The sequence below is a fragment of the Anaplasma capra genome (genome assembly GCF_025628805.1).
Taxonomy (GTDB): domain Bacteria; phylum Pseudomonadota; class Alphaproteobacteria; order Rickettsiales; family Anaplasmataceae; genus Anaplasma; species Anaplasma capra.
On the sequence record NZ_JAOTBG010000008.1, the window covers coordinates 19,883 to 37,889 of the forward strand.

The 18,007-nt window shown below is 49.1% G+C and carries 14 protein-coding genes; 10 read left to right on the top strand and 4 right to left on the bottom strand.

Features of this window, described 5'->3' with window-relative positions; genetic code table 11:
• Nucleotide 1: 1 nt before the first annotated feature.
• Both tmk and OC187_RS02875 read left to right on the top strand, forming a co-directional pair.
• Nucleotides 2-670, top strand: coding sequence for a dTMP kinase (gene tmk / locus OC187_RS02870; RefSeq protein WP_262998145.1), 669 nt, complete (start codon nucleotides 2-4; stop codon nucleotides 668-670).
• On the top strand, nucleotides 660-2,024 hold the full coding sequence (locus tag OC187_RS02875) for an MFS transporter (protein ID WP_262998144.1): 1,365 nt from the start codon (nucleotides 660-662) through the stop codon (nucleotides 2,022-2,024). Before tmk ends, OC187_RS02875 begins: the two co-directional genes overlap by 11 nt.
• Nucleotides 2,025-2,047: 23 nt before the next feature.
• On the opposite strand, the gene OC187_RS02880 is transcribed toward OC187_RS02875, so the two are convergent.
• The gene (locus OC187_RS02880; protein WP_262998143.1) at nucleotides 2,048-2,701 is read right to left on the bottom strand and encodes a Tim44/TimA family putative adaptor protein; all 654 of its coding nucleotides are present in this window, start codon (nucleotides 2,699-2,701) and stop codon (nucleotides 2,048-2,050) included.
• Nucleotides 2,702-2,815: 114 nt separating this feature from the next.
• On the opposite strand from OC187_RS02880, the gene secB reads away from it, so the two are divergent.
• On the top strand, nucleotides 2,816-3,316 hold the full coding sequence (gene secB / locus OC187_RS02885; RefSeq protein WP_262998142.1) for a protein-export chaperone SecB: 501 nt from the start codon (nucleotides 2,816-2,818) through the stop codon (nucleotides 3,314-3,316).
• 30 nt (nucleotides 3,317-3,346) lie between these two features.
• Nucleotides 3,347-4,087 carry a DsbA family protein gene (locus tag OC187_RS02890; RefSeq protein ID WP_262998141.1) on the top strand — a complete coding sequence of 247 codons (741 nt, stop codon included), beginning with the start codon at nucleotides 3,347-3,349 and terminating at the stop codon, nucleotides 4,085-4,087.
• 57 nt (nucleotides 4,088-4,144) lie between these two features.
• On the opposite strand, the gene OC187_RS02895 is transcribed toward OC187_RS02890, so the two are convergent.
• Nucleotides 4,145-5,410, bottom strand: coding sequence for a M16 family metallopeptidase (locus tag OC187_RS02895; protein WP_262998140.1), 1,266 nt, complete (start codon nucleotides 5,408-5,410; stop codon nucleotides 4,145-4,147).
• Nucleotides 5,411-5,598: 188 nt separating this feature from the next.
• On the opposite strand from OC187_RS02895, the gene OC187_RS02900 reads away from it, so the two are divergent.
• Both OC187_RS02900 and OC187_RS02905 read left to right on the top strand, forming a co-directional pair.
• A complete protein-coding gene (locus tag OC187_RS02900; protein ID WP_262998139.1) occupies nucleotides 5,599-6,798 on the top strand; it encodes a M23 family metallopeptidase in 1,200 nt (399 codons plus the stop codon).
• A gap of 275 nt (nucleotides 6,799-7,073) precedes the next feature.
• Nucleotides 7,074-8,477: an NAD(P)H-dependent flavin oxidoreductase gene (locus OC187_RS02905; RefSeq protein ID WP_262998164.1), complete on the top strand. Its 1,404-nt coding sequence runs from the start codon at nucleotides 7,074-7,076 to the stop codon at nucleotides 8,475-8,477.
• Nucleotides 8,478-8,554: 77 nt separating this feature from the next.
• On the opposite strand, the gene OC187_RS02910 is transcribed toward OC187_RS02905, so the two are convergent.
• Together OC187_RS02910 and mfd are read right to left on the bottom strand one after the other, a co-directional pair.
• Nucleotides 8,555-9,223: a riboflavin synthase gene (locus OC187_RS02910; protein ID WP_263008582.1), complete on the bottom strand. Its 669-nt coding sequence runs from the start codon at nucleotides 9,221-9,223 to the stop codon at nucleotides 8,555-8,557.
• A 233-nt stretch (nucleotides 9,224-9,456) separates the two neighbouring features.
• A complete protein-coding gene (mfd, locus tag OC187_RS02915) occupies nucleotides 9,457-12,840 on the bottom strand; it encodes a transcription-repair coupling factor (protein ID WP_262998137.1) in 3,384 nt (1,127 codons plus the stop codon).
• Nucleotides 12,841-13,034: 194 nt separating this feature from the next.
• Here mfd and rnhA point away from each other — a divergent pair, with 194 nt between their 5' ends.
• From rnhA to frr, 4 genes are all read left to right on the top strand, one after another.
• On the top strand, nucleotides 13,035-13,490 hold the full coding sequence (gene rnhA, locus OC187_RS02920) for a ribonuclease HI (protein WP_262998136.1): 456 nt from the start codon (nucleotides 13,035-13,037) through the stop codon (nucleotides 13,488-13,490).
• Between the two features lie 28 nt (nucleotides 13,491-13,518).
• Entirely contained in the window at nucleotides 13,519-16,497 is a 2,979-nt protein-coding gene (locus OC187_RS02925) for a DUF3971 domain-containing protein (protein ID WP_263008583.1), read from the top strand.
• 204 nt (nucleotides 16,498-16,701) lie between these two features.
• Nucleotides 16,702-17,439: a UMP kinase gene (gene pyrH / locus OC187_RS02930; protein ID WP_262998134.1), complete on the top strand. Its 738-nt coding sequence runs from the start codon at nucleotides 16,702-16,704 to the stop codon at nucleotides 17,437-17,439.
• A 10-nt stretch (nucleotides 17,440-17,449) separates the two neighbouring features.
• Complete coding sequence (gene frr, locus OC187_RS02935) at nucleotides 17,450-18,001, top strand: ribosome recycling factor (RefSeq protein ID WP_262998133.1); 552 nt, start codon at nucleotides 17,450-17,452, stop codon at nucleotides 17,999-18,001.
• Nucleotides 18,002-18,007: the final 6 nt, after the last annotated feature.

Below are 18,007 nucleotides of genomic sequence, written 5' to 3' on the forward strand. Positions count from 1 at the left end.
CATGTTTATAACTTTTGAGGGGATAGACGGATGCGGAAAAACCACGCAGGCTGCTCTCCTTGCTAAATATCTGTCGGGTTTGTACGGTGAAGGCAGTGTAGTTCTTGCCAGGGAACCTGGGGGCACGTCGTTTAACGAGCTTGTGAGAGAGATTATTCTGGGGCTTTGTGACTACACTCTGGACAAGATTACTGAGCTGCTGCTTTTTGCGGCGATGCGCAGGGAAAGCTTCGTCAAGGTGGTGTCTCCAGGCTTACTTGCGGACAAAGTGGTAATAAGTGACAGGTTTATAGATTCCACAGTAGCATATCAAGGCTATGGGCTCGGGGTGGACTTTGAGCTCATCAGCACGCTAAATTCCCTAGTTGCTGGCGTCATGCCTGACATCACTTTTGTTATGGATGTAAGCACGGAATGCGCTCTCGCCAGAACAGGCCTGAGTGGCTGTGAGAACCGCAGCGTTGAGTTTTATGATAGAGTGAGGGCGGGCTTCAGGGCGATAGCGGAGTCTGACCCGCGCAGGTGCCACATGATAGACTGCACCGACAGTTCTGCAGAAGATGTATACTCCATACACGACAAAATTGTGGCACTGTTTCACAGGGTTGCTGACGGCAAGCATAAGTCAGGGCAGTGGCCCATGGTAGGCTATAAGGCCTTTGGGCACTAGGCACCGCTTTGGTGATTTGCTGCTGTACTTCATTGACTTTGTCTACTTTCCAGTTTACCGTTGCACCCTGTATGACGTCATGGGTTGTGCCGTGTGGTTGGTGGATCGCAGGTTTTTTGCTTGGTTTGCTGTGGCGGTGTTCTATGCGCTCCAGTACATATTACGCGTCATGCCTAACACTCTTTCCGGGGAGATCATGGGGCGCTTCGATATAGGGGTGCTTTCCTTTGGGCAATTTTCCGCGCTCTATTACGCGGGATACACCGTGGCCCACATTCCGGTGGGTGTGCTAATAGACAGATTTGGTCCCAAAAGGGTGGTTCCCGTCTGCATGCTTCTGACTTCTTTGGGCGTAGTGCCTATGCTGTTTGGTTCGTGGATGCTTGTGCAGATTGGTAGGGTATTGGTAGGCGTAGGATCTGCCGCCGCGGCTATGTCCATCCTTAAAGTCTCTAAAATGTATTTTGGCGGTAAGTTTGTCAGGATGGCTTCCATTGCTCTAGTTATAGGGATTCTAGGTGCAATGTATGGAGGTATGCCGTTTCTATCGCTAATAGAGAGCTTCGGCTGGCATAGGGTGTTGCTGGTGTTGATTGTGGGGGGGTGCACTTTGTCCCTACTTGCAGCATGTCTCTTGTTTGATGTTGAAGATACTACCGGGGACGGCAGTAGCGCGTATGGGCAGGCGCGCGGTAGCATATATCAGCAAATAAAAGGCGTAATATTCAACAAGCATCTGGTGATCATAAGCTTGCTCGGAGGCTGCATGGCGGGTCCACTGGAGGGCTTTGCTGGTGTGTGGGCTACCACGTTTCTGTCTGAGGTGTGTAGGCTCAGCCATAAAGCGGCTACCATTCTGCCTTCTACCATGTTTGTTGGATCGTGCATAGGCACATTGATCTTCGGTCGCATGCTTGAGAAATCCTACAACGGGTGGGACATAGTAATCTGCTGCGGTATTTTTACCATTGCTGCATTTGCGGTTATGCTGATGGGACATTGTGGGAGTGGAGTCAGCGCGTTTGTTCTACTGATGGTTTTGGGGGTATGTTCCGCATATGGTGCCATAACAGCGTTTAAAGCCATAGAATGTGTGGATAGTGATTCCACAGCGCTGGCAGCTGCGACTGCCAATATGATAGTCATGTCTTTCGGGTACTTCTTTAATACAGCGATTTCTCTGGTGATAAACTGGGGGAGTAAGGTTGTTCCCGGCCATGCCGCCGTCTACGGCAGCGATCTTTTAGTCAAAGCTATGCTGGTTATTCCCCTAGGCACGCTTGTTGGCACTGTTGGGACTATGTTGATGAAGCGTTACAGCAAGCGCCAAGAAAGCACGCCACAGCATGGGTAGCGCCCAAGCCCGTAACTTCGTGTCTAAGCGCTGGTAGAAGCTAGGTACCACTTTCTGCCGGCAGTAGTGATATCCCTCTCGAACCTCCACGTATCCTCTATTACGGAGATTTTCGAGACGCTGCCGTCCACGACGTTACCCTCTGTGTCTCGTATGACGTTTATTTGCTCAGTGAGGAATCGCACGGTTATGGCTGCGAGGTTGCCCTTCAACTCGGCATTGGTTATTTTTTGAGATGTGACGGAGACCACTACGTCTTCGTGAACGCGCCCCGCGCTCTTGCGCCGCTCCATTTCCCTGACGAAAGAGCTGTACATGCTTTTGTTCAGCAAGGATGACAGAAGCTCAGCGTTTCCCTTGTTCAGCGCTTTGACTATTGCTTCAAAAGCCGCTGCGGACCCCTCCATAAAGTGCTTCACCGAGAAGTCTCTACTACGCTCCTTTATCGTCCCCAACGTACCTAGGACCTGGTCGCTATGCTCCGACTCCTCTACTACGGAACTCACCAGAGTATCCTGAGAGGCGATCGAGCCGTCAGAAGCGGATTGCTCATCGACAACCTGCTCTGGGTAGATGGCACTTGGCTGGAGGCTCACACTGGACGCCTTGCCTAGGGAGCTGTATAAGCGAAAGAAAATAAAGGCCGCGACGAACGCGTATATCGCCAACTCAACCATACCCATCCACAATTTTTCACGAAGGCTATGTACAAAAGTACTTAACCATATTATAGTTTGCCCAGTGTTAATCAACAATTAATTGCGGTATTTCCGTCTTTAGGAGTCTTCAGTATGCGTCCGAGGCTTAGAGTGAGGGGGCAGTACATAAAGGATTTGTCCTTTGAAAATCCCAACTCCCCCAAGGTTTTCCTGATGATAAGTAAATCCCCTCCGGAGATCAATATATCGGTCAATGTATCTTCGGCATCTCTGCCCGTGAAGCCCCCTGGGGATGGTGATGACCAACACGTGACTGACCTTTATGAGGTTACCTTGCAGGTCAATATAGAATCTGTTGTAGAAAAAGTTGCGGCGTTTTTGTGTGAGCTTAAGTACTGTGGAGTCTTCTCCCTCGAAGAGGAGGCTGAAGAGCAAGGGGTGAAAGAAGCCCTGCTTATCACTGCCCCCAGCATTTTGTTTCCCTTTGTCAGGGAGGTAATAGCTAAGATGACTGCAAGTGCGGGGTTTCCGCCGCTAATGCTTGATGTCATTGATTTTGAGACGATGTACGCCAATCAACTTGGTGGGGGCAATGAAGGTCAGCAAGCTAGCGAAAGTGGGGGTGCGGCCTGAAGTTTGTGGTTAGTAGAATGTGGTAGAATTATGGGGTTTTTGCGGTGTTGTGCGGGCATTCCCCTCGTAGCGGTCTGCCTGTGTTTTGTGTTGCTCGGTGCTTCCGCGGCTGTTGGTGGAGAAGTTGGTGCTACCTCATCCGGTGATGCAAAAGTGGCTAATGATGCTGCCAATACAGCGGAAGAGTTGCTTGGGCTGGTTTCCGGAGATAGGTTTTTAGGGAACACCAGTGCCCCCGTAGTTATGGTGGAATATGCGTCTTTTGCGTGTGCTCACTGCGCAGATTTCGCCACCAAGGTGCTTCCCAGGCTTAAGAGCGAGTATATAGATAGAGGTAAACTTCTGTATATACTTAGGGATTTCCCCTTGGATAGGCTCTCACTTACTGCGGCCATGCTTGGTTCTTGCTACAAAGACAACCGGGCGTTTTTCGCCTATGCCAAGGCGGTGTTTAACTCATTTGACGCTCTGATTGCAACTCATAAAGACCTTGGGTTACTGGCCAACATTGCCAAGATTAGCAATATCTCCGATGAGGAGTTCAAGAGATGCACGACCGACGAGGCGCTCATGGATAGTATAGTGCAGAAAAAGTTTCTGGCCGTGAATAAACTCGACGTGAACGCCACGCCTGCATTCTTCTTGAATGGGCAAAGATACGATGGTGGCCACGACTTTGGCAGCATTTCTGAAGAAATCGAAAGGTTGGCCTTGCTGCATCCTAACTATTCTGCATTAGACGGTAAGGCAACCAAGTTGGGGCGTAAATAAGGTACAGGCACCATTGTAGGCCCGGCTGTTGCCGCACAGTGGCGTTGTACGCATACGCTATGCGAGCATGTTTGATATTGCTTCCGGGCTGGGGAGAGAGCCTATTTTACCTATCGCTGCGACGGTCAGTCTGTTGCTGTCCTTCAGTAGAAGGTTTGCTGCGCTCACTACGTCATCAAGGCTTACAGCGCGTATTTTGCGGATCATCTCATCCTTGGTGATGTACCTGTTATAATGTGCATAGCAGTAGCCAATAGCCTCCGATTTCCCTACAGTGCTCTCTCTGGACATCAGAACCTCGGATTCCAGCTTGCTTTTCGCCCTTAATAGCTCTTCCTCTTGCACGGTTTCAGGTAGTTTTTTCATCTCGCTGGCTATTGTTTCAAGAAGCTCCCGAAGTTTACTCTCGTCGGTTGCCGCGTGTATAGAAAAGAGCCCGCTGTCAGAGTAACTGGAATTGAAAGAGGAAATGCTGTAGACCAACCCCCGCTTTTCCCTTATTTCCTGGAACAGCCTTGAGGACATACTGCTGCCCAGTATTGAGTCCAAAACCTGCATTACGTAATACCGCTCGTCAAGGTATGACACCCCGGGGAACCCTATCACTATGTTGACCTGGTCTAGATCCCTATCCTCTAAATATTGCCCTCCCGTGTATGTGGGGGGAGTAACAGGGTGCCGTTCACGGTCTTTAATTTGGGAAAACCCTTCGGACATGTGCACGATTTCCTCATGTCTAATATCTCCGGCTACGGAGAGAATCATGTTATTCCCGTAGTAGTTTACATCCATATACTGCACAAGGTCAGCTTTGGAAAAGCCTAGTACTGACTGCTCAGAACCCAGGATTGGTGCCCCAAAAATCTGGTCTCTGTAGGCAACCTCCATGTACTTATCGAAGATGATACTACTCGGCACGTCGTTTGTTTGGTATATCTCCTGCAGCACAACGTTCTTTTCTCGCTCAATTTCAATTTCCGGGAATGCTGACCGCAGCACGATGTCCTCCAGGACCTCCATGGCCACACCTACATCTCTCTTCATTACCTTGACGTGGTACACTGTGTGTTCTTTGTCCGTGTACGCATTAAAGTTTCCTCCGATGCGATCGAAGGTCATTGCAATGTCCAATGCGGACCTTGTTGTTGTGCCCTTAAATGCCATATGCTCCAGAAAATGCGCCAAGCCTATCTTCCCTTTTTCTTCATGTCTGCCGCCTGTTCTCACCCATATGCTTATTCCCACAGAATTTACTCCATGTACCCTTTCGGAGACTATGGAGAAGTTATTTTCTAGTTTAGTGACTGAGGGAATGTTATCCATGGCTTGATCGCAAGTAGTATAGAAACCGTTGATGGTATAGCATTGCTGTACTGAGTAAAAGCTAAATATTTGAGGGATTTGCAGGAGATGGTGACACCTGTGCCTTGCAGCAGGGTTTTAGTGCTTGTTTAGGGGGATTTTATGATGTATGAAATGCGTCGGTCCGGGGTTTGTGGGTGATGTAGGTAGTGTTATCTGAAGTGATCCGCGTGCTGAGCGTGCTTTCTGTCGTTTTGGGTTTTTCACAGGCTGTTTTTGCTGACAGTGGCGTTGCTGGTCGCGAGGCACTTCAGGTTGTTGTAAAAAAGGGAGACAGCGTAATCAGTGTGCTGTGCAATGCGGGCGCACAAGCGGCAGAAGCGGTTGCTGCAGCTAAGTCTCTCAGTGAGGTGTATAACATCGACAGAATAGACATTGGAGACAAAATAAGTGTTGGATTGGGCAACGGTCTGGATTTTGTTTCAGTGAATCCCGCACGTTCTCTGTACGTTTTCGAAGCGCGCAGGAATTCAACCGGTGAGTACATAGCAAGGGTTGAAAGCAGCGCTCGGGAGATAAGAATTCTGCGGGTGATTGGCCCTGTGGAGCAATCATTTTTTGCATCTGCGGCTAACTACGGGCTGCAGGATACCATGATTATGCAACTGCTATCTATATATAGTGGCCGTACAGATTTGGAGAAAATCCCCCGAGGTAGCACTTTTGATGTTCTGTTTGAGAGATTTTTCGATGATAAAGGAAATTCGGTAGCCGATGGGAACGTTCTGTATACATCCTTGAATATCAAAGGGCAAAACGGCAGGAACACGAGCCTCAAGCTCTATAGGCACCTTATGAAAGATGGAACCGCTAGGTACTGTGATAGCGAGGGGCGTAGCCTTGGTAGGGGCATCTTTGAGCATCCCATTGGCGATGGGAGCGCGTTTCGTGTTTCATCGAAGTTTGGGACTAGGAGGCACCCTATACGCGGTTACAGCGGGTTCCACAAAGGAGTCGATTATGCTGCGCCCCTGGGTACCCCCGTCAGGGCTGCGGACAGCGGTATAGTGGAGTTTGTGGGGACAAGGGGTACCTACGGGAGGTATATACTCATACGCCATAGAAACTTGTACTCCACGGCCTATGCCCACCTAAGCAAGATTAGTACGGGATTGATCAAGGGGTCCAAGGTTAAGCGCGGACAGGTGATTGCGTACGTGGGGAGCACGGGTTTATCTACTGGGCCACACTTGCACTATGAGGTGTTGTATAGGGGTAAGCATGTTGACCCCCAAAAAGTTGGGATAGATAAAGTTGTGGTTGAGCTTCCACAAGAAGAGAGTGTGCCATTTCAGGAGACTGTTGCCAATATGCAAAGCATGCTAAGTAGGGATGACCATGGGAACTGAGCATGTGGATGAGGGGGCACCCGGTTGGGGGGTGCTTCATCTGGTGGTCGAAGCCAACGCCATGGCCCAGTGGAGTGCACCATTTGTGTTCCCGTAGATAGGCTAATTCCGGGATTTCGCCCCCTTTCGTGTGTGACCGCAGTTAGAAGCTTTGGTCTCATTTTCGTTGACTGTAGAATGCATAGGCGCTAGACTCTAGGGTATTTCGTGCATTTTCGTGCTGCGCGCGCTGGGTCTTTGCGGGGCTGCAGCGTTAAGTGGGGAGGGTTGCTCTTTTGCTCAAAGGAATCAAGAAGGTGCGTATTTCCGGGCGCGAGGTGTGGCCCATTATTGAGGGAGGCAAGGGGATTGGTGTTAGTGACGGGAGGAGTTCCGGGGCTTTTGCTGCTGCGGATGCTGTGGGTACGTTCTCCTGTGCAAGCCCGGCGCTTCTGGACAGTAATGGAGAGCACGTGCCCCTCGTGTACACAGGAAAAACCAGGGGGGAACGCAACCGCGAGCTTATAAGCTACAGTATAAAGGCTGGCATCAGCCAAGCCCGCATGGCTAGTGATGTGTCACAAGGGTGTGGCAGGATACACATGAACGTGCTATGGGAAATGGGCAATGTGAGCGAGATTCTGTATGGGGTGCTCGAGGGTGCCAAAGGCCTGATTCACGGTATAACATGCGGCGCTGGCATGCCGTACAAGTTGGCTGAGGTGTCAATGCAGTGCGGGGTTTACTACTACCCGATAGTTTCATCTGCCCGCGCCTTCAGGATTTTATGGAATCGTTCCTATCGTAAGTTTCCTAGGGAGCTGCTGGGTGGCGTAGTGTATGAAGACCCATGGCTTGCAGGGGGTCACAACGGGCTCAGTAACAGCGAAGATCCAAATGTGCCCGAGGCTCCGTTCGGCAGGGTGGCGGAGATCAGATCTTTCATGAACGAAGTTGGCCTCTCTGACGTTGTTTTGATAATGGCTGGGGGTGTGTGGCACCTGAAAGAGTGGGAATCCTGGTTAGATGATGCCAGAATAGGTCCTGTGGCGTTCCAGTTTGGTACGAGACCTCTAGTTACGGAAGAGAGTCCTATTTCTATGTTCTGGAAGAAGAAGCTGCTTTCCCTCAAGGTTGGGGATGTGCTGCTCAACAGGTTCAGCCCCACGGGGTTTTACTCTTCAGCGGTGAGAAATGAGTTTTTGCTTGAGTTACAGGAGCGAAGCGATCGTCAGATCCCCTTCAGCAACGAATGCGGGGGTGACTTTGTGGTTGCCATGAAGTTTGGCCTCAGGGGGCGAGACATATATGTCAAGCCCTCAGACAAGGAGCTTGCCGATACCTGGATAGCTGCCGGCTACGATACGATGCTCAAAACACCCAACGATACTGTGATTTTCGTTACAGAGAAAAAGGCTAAAGAGATACGGGATGACCAGGTCGGTTGTGTGGGGTGCTTGAGCCACTGTAAGTTCAGCAATTGGAAGGATCACGGAGATCATAGCACGGGAGAGAAGCCAGACCCCAGGAGTTTTTGTATCTACAAGACGCTGCAAAACATAATACGCAAGGGTGATTGCGACAGGGAACTCATGTTTTCTGGGTACAACGCGTACAGATTTGGTAAGGATGAGTTCTACAGTGGTGGGTACATTCCAACTGTGAAAGAGTTGGTGGATAGGATTCTCAGTGGTTACTGAGACACTGGCCTTGGTGCCGGCCACGCATTAAACCCCCCTAGATCTCTGGGGCGCGCTTCAGGGCCAGGGCAGCGCCGCTAGTCGTCTTTGGCTTTTGTATCCTTGAGGAGGGATTCCAGGTATCTGGCTATGAGATCTGTCTCTATATTGACCTCGCTGTCAGCTTCCAGGTACTGGAATGTAGTGTGACTCCACGTATATGGGATTACGTTCACCATGAACAACCCGCTGCTGGACGAGTTCACGGTCAGAGAGACTCCGTCCAGTGTTACAGAGCCTTTACGCGATATGTACTTCGACAATACCTCATCGCAACTTACCATGAGCGTGTGGGAGCCAGCAATGCGAACTACAGACTCTATCTTCCCCACTCCATCGACATGGCCCTGCACCATGTGGCCATCTATGGGGTCTCCCATTTTCAATGACGGCTCGAGATTGACCTTAGTGCCCACACTCCAATGCTTGAGGTTAGTGACCCCAAGTGTTTCCTTCGACGCGTTTACTGTGAAAGTGTTGCTCTTGCCCTTGTCTACAACTGTGAGGCAAACACCGGCGCATGCAACTGAGCTGCCGATGTCTACCCTTGCCAAAAGGCCCGCGTTGTCCACGCCTAAGCGGACTGCTACGTCATTATCCCCGGACGGTGATACCTCCTCAACGACACCCACTGCTGCCACGACTCCGCTGAACATAAAACCCTCAGCTGCAAGGAACACACGGAACTCCTGGTGCAGCGGCAACACCCCGGGTTGCGTAACACCTAGCAGTTCACCACGTCTTGTATCCACACAGAGGGAACTTGTCAACCTTGTGTTTTGTCCTGCGTTCAATTATGTAGGAAGTGCTGCGGGTTATCTTATCCGTACAGCATTTGTGCCTGCTGGTCTAGCTAGTGTGAGTGTGGGTGCGCTTGTCTTCGCATATTAGATGCGACACATCAATGGCGGGGGCGCCGCACTCCAAATTGTGCCTGTTGCTAGTCGCACGGTGCAGTTGCCATACGCAGCAGGTGGAATAAAATACACTCGGCTGTCTTGTGTTGCGGCGTTCCAGTGACTGACATCCTCACGCCGTGGTTGTGTATTGTGAAAATACTAGGATTGTTGATTACATGTTTCAGCACTCCCGGAGGTGCATGGGCATTTTGCGGTAGCGACATAGTTATGTGCTGTTTGGCCTGTGTGACCTCCGATATGCCAAGCAAGGAGCAAAGTTGCTTGATGCGCATGACATTTAGTAGGTTTGTTACCTCAAGCGGTGGCGGGCCGAATCTGTTTGTGAGCTCAATAACGTAAAGATCTGCCTCCTCTCCCGTTTTCAAGCTGCTGATTTTTTTGTATACCTTGATTCGCAGATCTAGCTCTTTTATGTAGGATTCAGGAATTCTGATGGTTGCGTATATGTTTACTTTTACGTTGTGACAATCGGCGTTTTCCGCTTTCTCTTGGCATTCGGCTATGGCTTCTTCCAGCATTTTGTGATATAGCTCAATGCCCACTTCTCTAATGTTGCCGGACTGCTCTTCGCCTACTAGATTCCCAAAACCTCGCATGTCCATATCTTGCAGAGCCAGCGCGAATCCTGAACCTATACTGTTCAAAGACTTAATTGCCTCCAATCTTCTGATACCCGGTGAGCCGGGCAGCGCCTTGTCCGACACTATGAAATATGCATAGCCCTTAGTGGCACTTCTGCCCACTCTTCCTTTCAGCTGGTATAGCTGCGCAAGACCGAACATATCCGCATTATGTACGATGATGGTATTGGCGAAGGGTATATCAATCCCGCTCTCTATTATGGATGTGGTAAGGAGGACCGAGAATTTTCCATCGAAGAAGTCATTCATAATTTTATCCAGCGCTCCAACTGGCGTTCTTCCGTGTGCGACCTCCACCTTTACATCCGGGACCAATCTTTGCAGGTTTGCCAACACACTGTTGATGTCAGAGATAAATGGACAGATGACAAATACCCTGCCACCCCGAGCTATTTCGTCTAGTATTGCCATTTTGATTGTATCGTCATCGTAATGTATCACAGAGATATCTACAGCTACTCTGCCCATAGGTGGTGTTCTCAGGACACTGAAACTCTTTATTCCAGAGAGCGACATGTGAAGCGTTCTGGGAATGGGCGTGGCAGACAGGGACAGCACGTGCACACCACACCTAAGTTTTTTGAGTTGTTCTTTCTGTCGAACGCCAAAGTGTTGTTCTTCATCAATAATCAGTAAGCTGAGATCGAGAAATTCTATATCGCTGGAGAGAAGCGCGCTTGTGCCCACAATTATATTGATGTCTCCGCTCGCCAACTCCCTTTTGATTTTGGACTTTTGCGCCGTTGAAGTTTTTGAGAGCTGTTGTACGTTTATGTTATATTTTTGGAATCTCTCCCTGAACACCGCAAGGTGTTGTCTGCACAGCAGAGTTGTGGGCACTATCACGGCCACCTGCTTTGTGGGGTCGCCGTTTATGACCAAAAACGCCGCACGTAGCGCAACCTCTGTTTTCCCGAACCCTACATCTCCGCATATGAGCCTGTCCATTACCTTCCCACTTGCAAGATCCTCTTCGACCTCTGATACGGCTTTGAGCTGATCTTCAGTTTCTACGTATGGAAACTCCTTGCAGAAATCTATGTACTTCTGGTCTGCAAGGAACTTGTCGCCTTCTGCAAGCATCCGCATTGCTTCCGAGCGCAGCAACATCTGCGCCACGTCTTTGATACGCTTCTTAAGCCTAGCGTTACGTTCTTGCCATGATGCACTTCCAAGTTTATCCAAAACAATATCGGCATTGGTGCCGTATTTTGTCACTAAGTCAATATCTTCTACTGGGACGAAAAATTTGTCGTTGTCGCGATAGAGAATTTCTACAAAATCGTGCAAATTGCCGCACACATTGAGTGTGCGTAGCGCATTGAATATTCCTATGCCATAGTCTTTGTGCACCACTACATCTCCAACTGTTGGGCAGGCGTCTTCGCTGATCACTGTTCCAGAAGGGCGGTTGGAGGAACACTGACGTCTTAGTAGGCTATATTCCGTAATGATGGCAAAATCCCGCGTGACGGCGCCATAGCTTACAGGCAGCACTGCTGCGTTGAACCTCGCTTTGGAGTCCTCATACTCATGCACTCTGGACATGTATATGTTGCGCGTTTTGAATTTATCAACCAGGTATTGCAAAGACCCCTCTGAGTAGCATGCCAGAATCAGGGTCTTGTTTATACTATTGATATAGTCAGCAGCTATCGCGAACACATCAGTGTTGTGTTCTTGAGCTGCCAACCTAAAATTGGGGGTAGCACTAACCTCGCTGGGGGAGTGGCTAACTTTCGTATGGCCCCATGGGTTGTTTTTAGGTTTAGCGTCGAATTTGCATAGCATAACTTTGTGGAAGTCTTGTGTGGCTCGTGTATAGCTATTTATGTCAAGAAACAGTGCATCCGGACCGCATGCAAATTGCAATGCGCTATCCCCAACCCGTGTCTTTTTTGTATACTGTGATATTTCTTCAAGGATTGATTCCTCAAATACGAGTTTTGCGTTTGGTGCATAGTCAAAAATGGTGGAGAGCCCATTTTCCTGCAATAAGGGTAACCACTGTTCTTCCCCCACGTATTTTTGTCTGGCGAGCATGGCTTTGACAAATACCATATTAGGTTCTGGGTACTGCATGTATCTCTCATGGAAGCGCCCAAGGTTTTCTGCGGTCTTTATAACCTCAGATGCTGGGTAGACAACCAGATTTGGCAGTGCAGCGCAATTGGCTGTTATCTGTGTGTCTAGGTCGAAATACTTTATAGACTCAACGGCGTCGTAGTTGAAGGCTATTCTTACAGGTTTATTGTCGATTGGCTGAAAGATATCAACTATCTCGCCCCTCACCGCGAAGCTTCCCACCTCGCGTACCGAAGAGGATTGCGTGTACCCGCACACTACTAGATGCTGTATTAGCTTATCCATGTCAAGGTTGCGGTCTGATTCAATTCTGAGGACGGATTCGGCCACTGCTTCCACAGGCAGCACTTTCTGCATGACTGCATTTACAGTTGTGAGCAATATGTACGGGTTTTTGTTCTCGGCAACGTCGAGCAGGCACTTCATTCTGGTTGCCATGATCAGGCTACTGGGTGAGACCCTCTTGTGTGGTGCCGAGTCCCACTTTGGAAAAATAAATATGTTCCGCTTCCGGTCAAAAAATCTTAAGGTTTTTGCAAGAAGTTCCAGCGGGATACTTTCCTGTGCGATGAGCATGAGCGAAGCTTGAGGGTCTTTATGGCACGCCTGGGCCATCAGCATTTCCACAGATTCTGTGGTAGCACCCGTTATTATCTCTAGAGAGCCTGTCATGCGCATATCTATAGGCGCAGCTCACATGTGACAGCCAGCAACCTGACAAAATGTGTGAAGATTCCTACGCCCCGGGGGCACCGACAATAGTTAATTTCGCTCAAACATCCTCCCAGCTGTGTGACAGCGGCCAACCATGAATGTCATTGTATTATGCGAAACATTGGAATACAATCGAAAACGGCGGATGTATGGTGCTTATGGAGAGGAAGGGGGTTGCCATATACACCGATGGTGCCTGTTCTGGCAATCCTGGACCTGGAGGTTGGGGAGCTGTGCTGCTTTTTGAGAGTGGGGAGGAGCGCAGGATATCGGGTGGTGACAATAATACTACAAATAACAGGATGGAGCTCACTGCGGTGATTATGGCCTTGGCGAACCTGACCGTGCCGTGTGGCGTGTGTATCAATACAGATAGTACGTATGTTAAAAACGGCATTACGGAGTGGATTGGCAGATGGAAAATGAACGGATGGAGAACATCTAGCAAGTCTGCTGTGAAGAATGTTGACTTGTGGGTAGAGCTTGAAAGACTGACGTTACTACATAGTGTTGAGTGGAGGTGGGTAAAGGCTCACGCAGGGGATAAGTACAACGAAGAGGCTGACGCACTCGCCAGAAACGAGGCAGAGCGCCGCTTGGTTGCGCCCAAATGATCTGCCGGTAGCGCTTTTGTCGAATTCTATGAACTCTATGATATGGTCTTGCGTAAAACTGTTGCTTGTTGGTGCAGTGCTTGCATTCGGGGGGATGCTGTACTACCATGCCAGCACCAAGGATACTGTAGAATTCCGCACCGGCATTATAGACCTATATTTGAAGTTCAAGCTGTCGCAATTCTTCACCGGTGCCGACGTTGATATACAGGATGTGCAACTTTCTTGGCGTAGGGCCGATGAGAACTTCTTTCTGCACGCGAGCGGGTTAATAATTGTAGATAAAAAGTCAGGTCTTAGGACTGAGATTCCCGAAATTTCGATTTACTCCAAAGTGGGTATCCTATTTTTGTGGGGGGACTGGGGTGCGAGTAGAGTTGAAATTCCGGAAGTGAGCCTCAGTGCTTTTGATCCCGGAACGGATGTGAGCGCTGCCCAAACTTCATTTTCCATCGCTGCCCTTCGAGAGAAGCTGCTAATGCTGGTAAGGTCTAGCGTGCCAGTAAAGGTTGGCAGTATGACTCTTAGCAACCAACGCGGCGAGAGCGTGAAAGTAGACTCACTGTCGTTTGGCACTGAGGAAAGATACGATGGGCGGGTCTTTTCGCTGGAGTTAGTAAGCAGCTTATCGTCTGTCAAAGTCGAAATTTCTGAGCACTACAAAGGCATTATATCACTCAATCTAAAGTGCGATAATTTTAACACAGCGCTGTTTGAGTATATCAGGTTCTTGGATGGTGTGCTGCCATCATATAACAAGATGCTACTTTCCGGGACTGCAGATGTGGTGTTAGACTCACATAATCAGATAGAGTATTGCGATATAGACCTGCAGAGCCTGAAAGGCAAAGTTCCTTATGAGCGCCATGGTGATATCACTGTTCACGGGTTTAGGGCAAAGGCCAGGTATAGCGATCGTGAGCTTTTGCTGTCAGATTTCAATCTCCTTGTGGACGATATTGCCCTAAAAGCGCGGGCTTCCTTTGGTGCAAGAAGCGGCCGACTTGATGCTAGTGTTGGAAGCTATGAGATAAAAGCGCAGCGGATTTGCAAATATTGGTCTGAGGAATTGTATCCCGACCTCAAGCGTTGGTACTGTGGTAACGTGTTGGATGGTGCATTCAGAGAGCCACAGCTGTCCTTTAGCGGCCATATTAGCGATATGCGCAACGTAGAAAACTACCGGTTCAGCTCCCATGTGAGAGATGCCACTATAAGCATCAGTGATGAGCTAGGTGCGGTTAACGTGGTTGACGGAGACTTACTGCTTGACAAGGGAACCCTGGTTATTAGGTCAGGCAATTACAATTACAGAGGTATAGACGCTGTGGAGGGTGTTGCGACCGTAAAGCAAATAGGTAGTCACGATGCTAAGCTTGAGGTGCGGGGCAGGGCCTTTGGTGATGTTGGTAAGCTGTACAACGCAATAGATGGGCAGGAGCGATTTGGTATTGCGACTGAAAACATATCGGGTATCGCCGTTACAAAGTTCCTCGTGGAAGTATCAAATTTGACTGGAATGTCTGACACACATAGTGACGTTTACATAGCATCTGAAGTCGGCAACCTCGCAGTGAGTGGGGTGCTGAGCAGCTTTGATATACACAGTGCTGGTTTAGATCTTATTTTTCACAACAGGAGAATTGAGGCGACTGTTAAGGGAAAGCTGAATGATAGGGATATGACTCTCACTGCCAGTGGTGATACAAGGAGCGATGGAAGCATGCTGTGCAAATTTGATGGCTACATTTCTGGAGAAAACATACAGAAATTCAGTGCGGTGGCCAGACATGTTGATCTCAGTGGATATGCTAAGGCAACAATAGATTGGGTGAGTAATAATCCGGGCTCCAGCGGAGCCGAAGTGGACGGCGTGCTTGATGTTTCTGGCTTGTACTCAGCTTTGGGGTATTTTCAGCAAGGTACCCAGGAAAGAATACTGAAATTTGCTGCGTCAGTGGAGAGGAGTGGCAACATAAGGGTGCGTAGTGCGACTATTGAGGGACAAGACATAGACATTCGGTTAAGTGGACAGCTTGGCAATAATGTGAACCTGGTGGCTGATCGGGTGCGATTCCTGAAAACCGATGCTCGAGCTTCTATTAAATCCGAAAATGGCAACCTGGTGTTGAAATTGGGGGGAAAGTTTTTGGACCTTAGTAAGGCGAATTTGGGGTCTTTTCTAAATAGGGAGTCGCGGAATCAAGGTAAGCTTAAAATAGATCTGCGCGCACGTAGTGCTCTAATGAAAAACAATGTGCTCATGAAGAAATTTTTATTCAGCTTGGATTGCGGCGAAGACGGTGGCTTACGCGCAAAAATGAGCGCTCGCTTCGCCAATGACAATGTCCCTGTCAGCATAGAGTATGGGCCTAGGGGGCTGGAAGTTAGCACAGAAGATGCGGGGAATTTTTTGCGAGCTATTGATGTTGTGAGCACTGTTGATGGTGGCAATCTGTCCATATACATGTACCCCGACGATCACCTTGGCAGGACTCAGGGAGTGTTCTCGATTACGAATTTTAACATAGTGAACGCACCCATACTTGCACAGATATTGACGCTTTCGTCTCTACAGGGGATAGGTAATACACTCAATGGCAGCGGCATACGCTTTGGCAAGCTCAATGTGCCGTTTAGTTATAGTGACAGCCTTATCAGTTTCGATGAATCGTGGATAGAGGGAGTGGAGCTCGGTATTAGTGTAGGTGGGACAATCAACCTGAGCGCGAAGAGTTTCGATGTGCGCGGTCAAATAGTACCAGCATACGCAGTTAGTAAGCTTATATGGAATACGCCCCTGATCGGTAAACTGCTTACTGGTGGGTACAGTAGGGGGGTAGTTGCTATTGACTACAAAGTGAAGGGAACTGATAAAGCCCACGATGTGTCGGTGAATTTCTTGTCGATTCTTGCGCCAAACTTGCTCAAGAGAGTACTCAAGGCTATAGATGATAAGTCAAGGGGCGCGAGCAGCGCACAACAAGGACGGGCGGCGGCGCAATAAACTATCTTACCACACACCGGTGCGATACGCACTTTGTGGTGTTAGAGTACAATGTGGCGAGTAAGGATGTGCTGCGCCCACCGCAAGTTGTGTTGCATGCCCTTGCAGTGTGATGCATACGCCGTGTCCTCCGCATGGACGATTGCATCTTTGTATGGTTGTTGTATAATCCTGCCAGGCTGTGGGGACGGGTTTCGTTTTGAGATGTCGGTAGGTGACAGTGCCGCCGCTGGGGGCGCGCGGTACTCTAGGGTTTTGCTCAAGGTGTCTGGTGAGGCGCTGGTTGGCGAAGGAAGGTTCGGTTTTGATCCTGATGTCGTACTCAGGTTGTCCCGCGACCTTAAAAGGGTAAGAGGGTCTGGTATAGAGCTTTGTGTCGTTGTTGGTGGAGGTAACATATTTCGCGGTTCGTCCACTTCAGATGGGTTTGAAAGGGCTAGTAACGACTATGTGGGCATGCTGGCAACTATGATTAATGCGTTGGCACTGCAGAATGCTTTGGAAGAGATGGACGTGGAGTGTAGGGTACTGTCTGCCATACCAATGACAGCTGTCTGTGAGACTTATATAAGGAGACGTGCTGTAAGCCATCTTGAGAAGGGGCGGGTGGTTATATGTGCGGCCGGTATCGGCAGCCCGTTTTTCACCACAGATACCGCAGCTGCGCTTCGCGGTATAGAGATGCGCTGTGATGCTATATTTAAGGGGACGCAGGTGGATGGTGTTTATTCCTCTGATCCCAAGAAAGATGGTTCCGCAGTTCGGTACGACAAAATATCTTACCATGATCTTTTGGCTTCTGACTTGAAGATTATGGATGCTGCCGCGATATCGCTTGCCAGGGAGAATTCTGTGCCGATCATAGTGTTTGATCTAGGCAAGGACGGGGCGTTTTATGAGGCCGTGCAGGGCAGGGGTCTGTTTACAACTATATCTGACTAGGAGTAGGTATATGACGGACGCGATTAAAGAGTGCGCGAAGGAGAGGATGGAAAAGACCTTTTCGATGTTCTTGAGCGATATATCGGGTATTAGAACAGGGAGGGTCAGTGCCTCACTGCTAGATGGGGTTTTCCTTACTTACTACGGCAACAAGGTGAAGCTCAATACGGTGGCCAGCGTATCTGTTTCTGGTAGGACTCTGCTGATTTCACTGTGGGATGCTAGTGTGCTTGGTGAGGTAAAAGCTGCTATAGAAGCTTCTAACCTCGGTTTTGGTATGACGTGTGAGGCAACTACAATAAGGCTTGTGGTTCCTGAGCTGACCAATGATGTTAGGAAAAGTCTTGTGAGGATGCTTAGTAAGCTTACAGAAGAAGGCAAAATTTCGGTACGCAACATAAGAAGGGATACGATAGAGAAGCTCAAGCTAATGCAGGACAATAAAGAGATTTCAGAGGATGACTTCCACTCTGTGAGCGCGGAGGTACAAAGGGTGACAGATGCGTTTATTAAAAAGATAAGCGAAGCTTTTTCCGTTAAAGAAAGCGAAATTTTAGGCTAGCCCTGT

What these genes read in the sequence shown, in the direction of transcription:
- tmk (WP_262998145.1), top strand. Translation starts at nt 2, where the DNA reads ATGTTTATAACTTTTGAGGGGATAGACGGATGCGGAAAAACCACGCAG.
- OC187_RS02880 (WP_262998143.1), bottom strand. Translation starts at nt 2,701, where the DNA reads ATGGTTGAGTTGGCGATATACGCGTTCGTCGCGGCCTTTATTTTCTTT.
- secB (WP_262998142.1), top strand. Translation starts at nt 2,816, where the DNA reads ATGCGTCCGAGGCTTAGAGTGAGGGGGCAGTACATAAAGGATTTGTCC.
- OC187_RS02890 (WP_262998141.1), top strand. Translation starts at nt 3,347, where the DNA reads ATGGGGTTTTTGCGGTGTTGTGCGGGCATTCCCCTCGTAGCGGTCTGC.
- OC187_RS02895 (WP_262998140.1), bottom strand. Translation starts at nt 5,410, where the DNA reads ATGGATAACATTCCCTCAGTCACTAAACTAGAAAATAACTTCTCCATA.
- mfd (WP_262998137.1), bottom strand. Translation starts at nt 12,840, where the DNA reads ATGCGCATGACAGGCTCTCTAGAGATAATAACGGGTGCTACCACAGAA.
- rnhA (WP_262998136.1), top strand. Translation starts at nt 13,035, where the DNA reads ATGGAGAGGAAGGGGGTTGCCATATACACCGATGGTGCCTGTTCTGGC.
- OC187_RS02925 (WP_263008583.1), top strand. Translation starts at nt 13,519, where the DNA reads ATGAACTCTATGATATGGTCTTGCGTAAAACTGTTGCTTGTTGGTGCA.
- pyrH (WP_262998134.1), top strand. Translation starts at nt 16,702, where the DNA reads ATGTCGGTAGGTGACAGTGCCGCCGCTGGGGGCGCGCGGTACTCTAGG.
- frr (WP_262998133.1), top strand. Translation starts at nt 17,450, where the DNA reads ATGACGGACGCGATTAAAGAGTGCGCGAAGGAGAGGATGGAAAAGACC.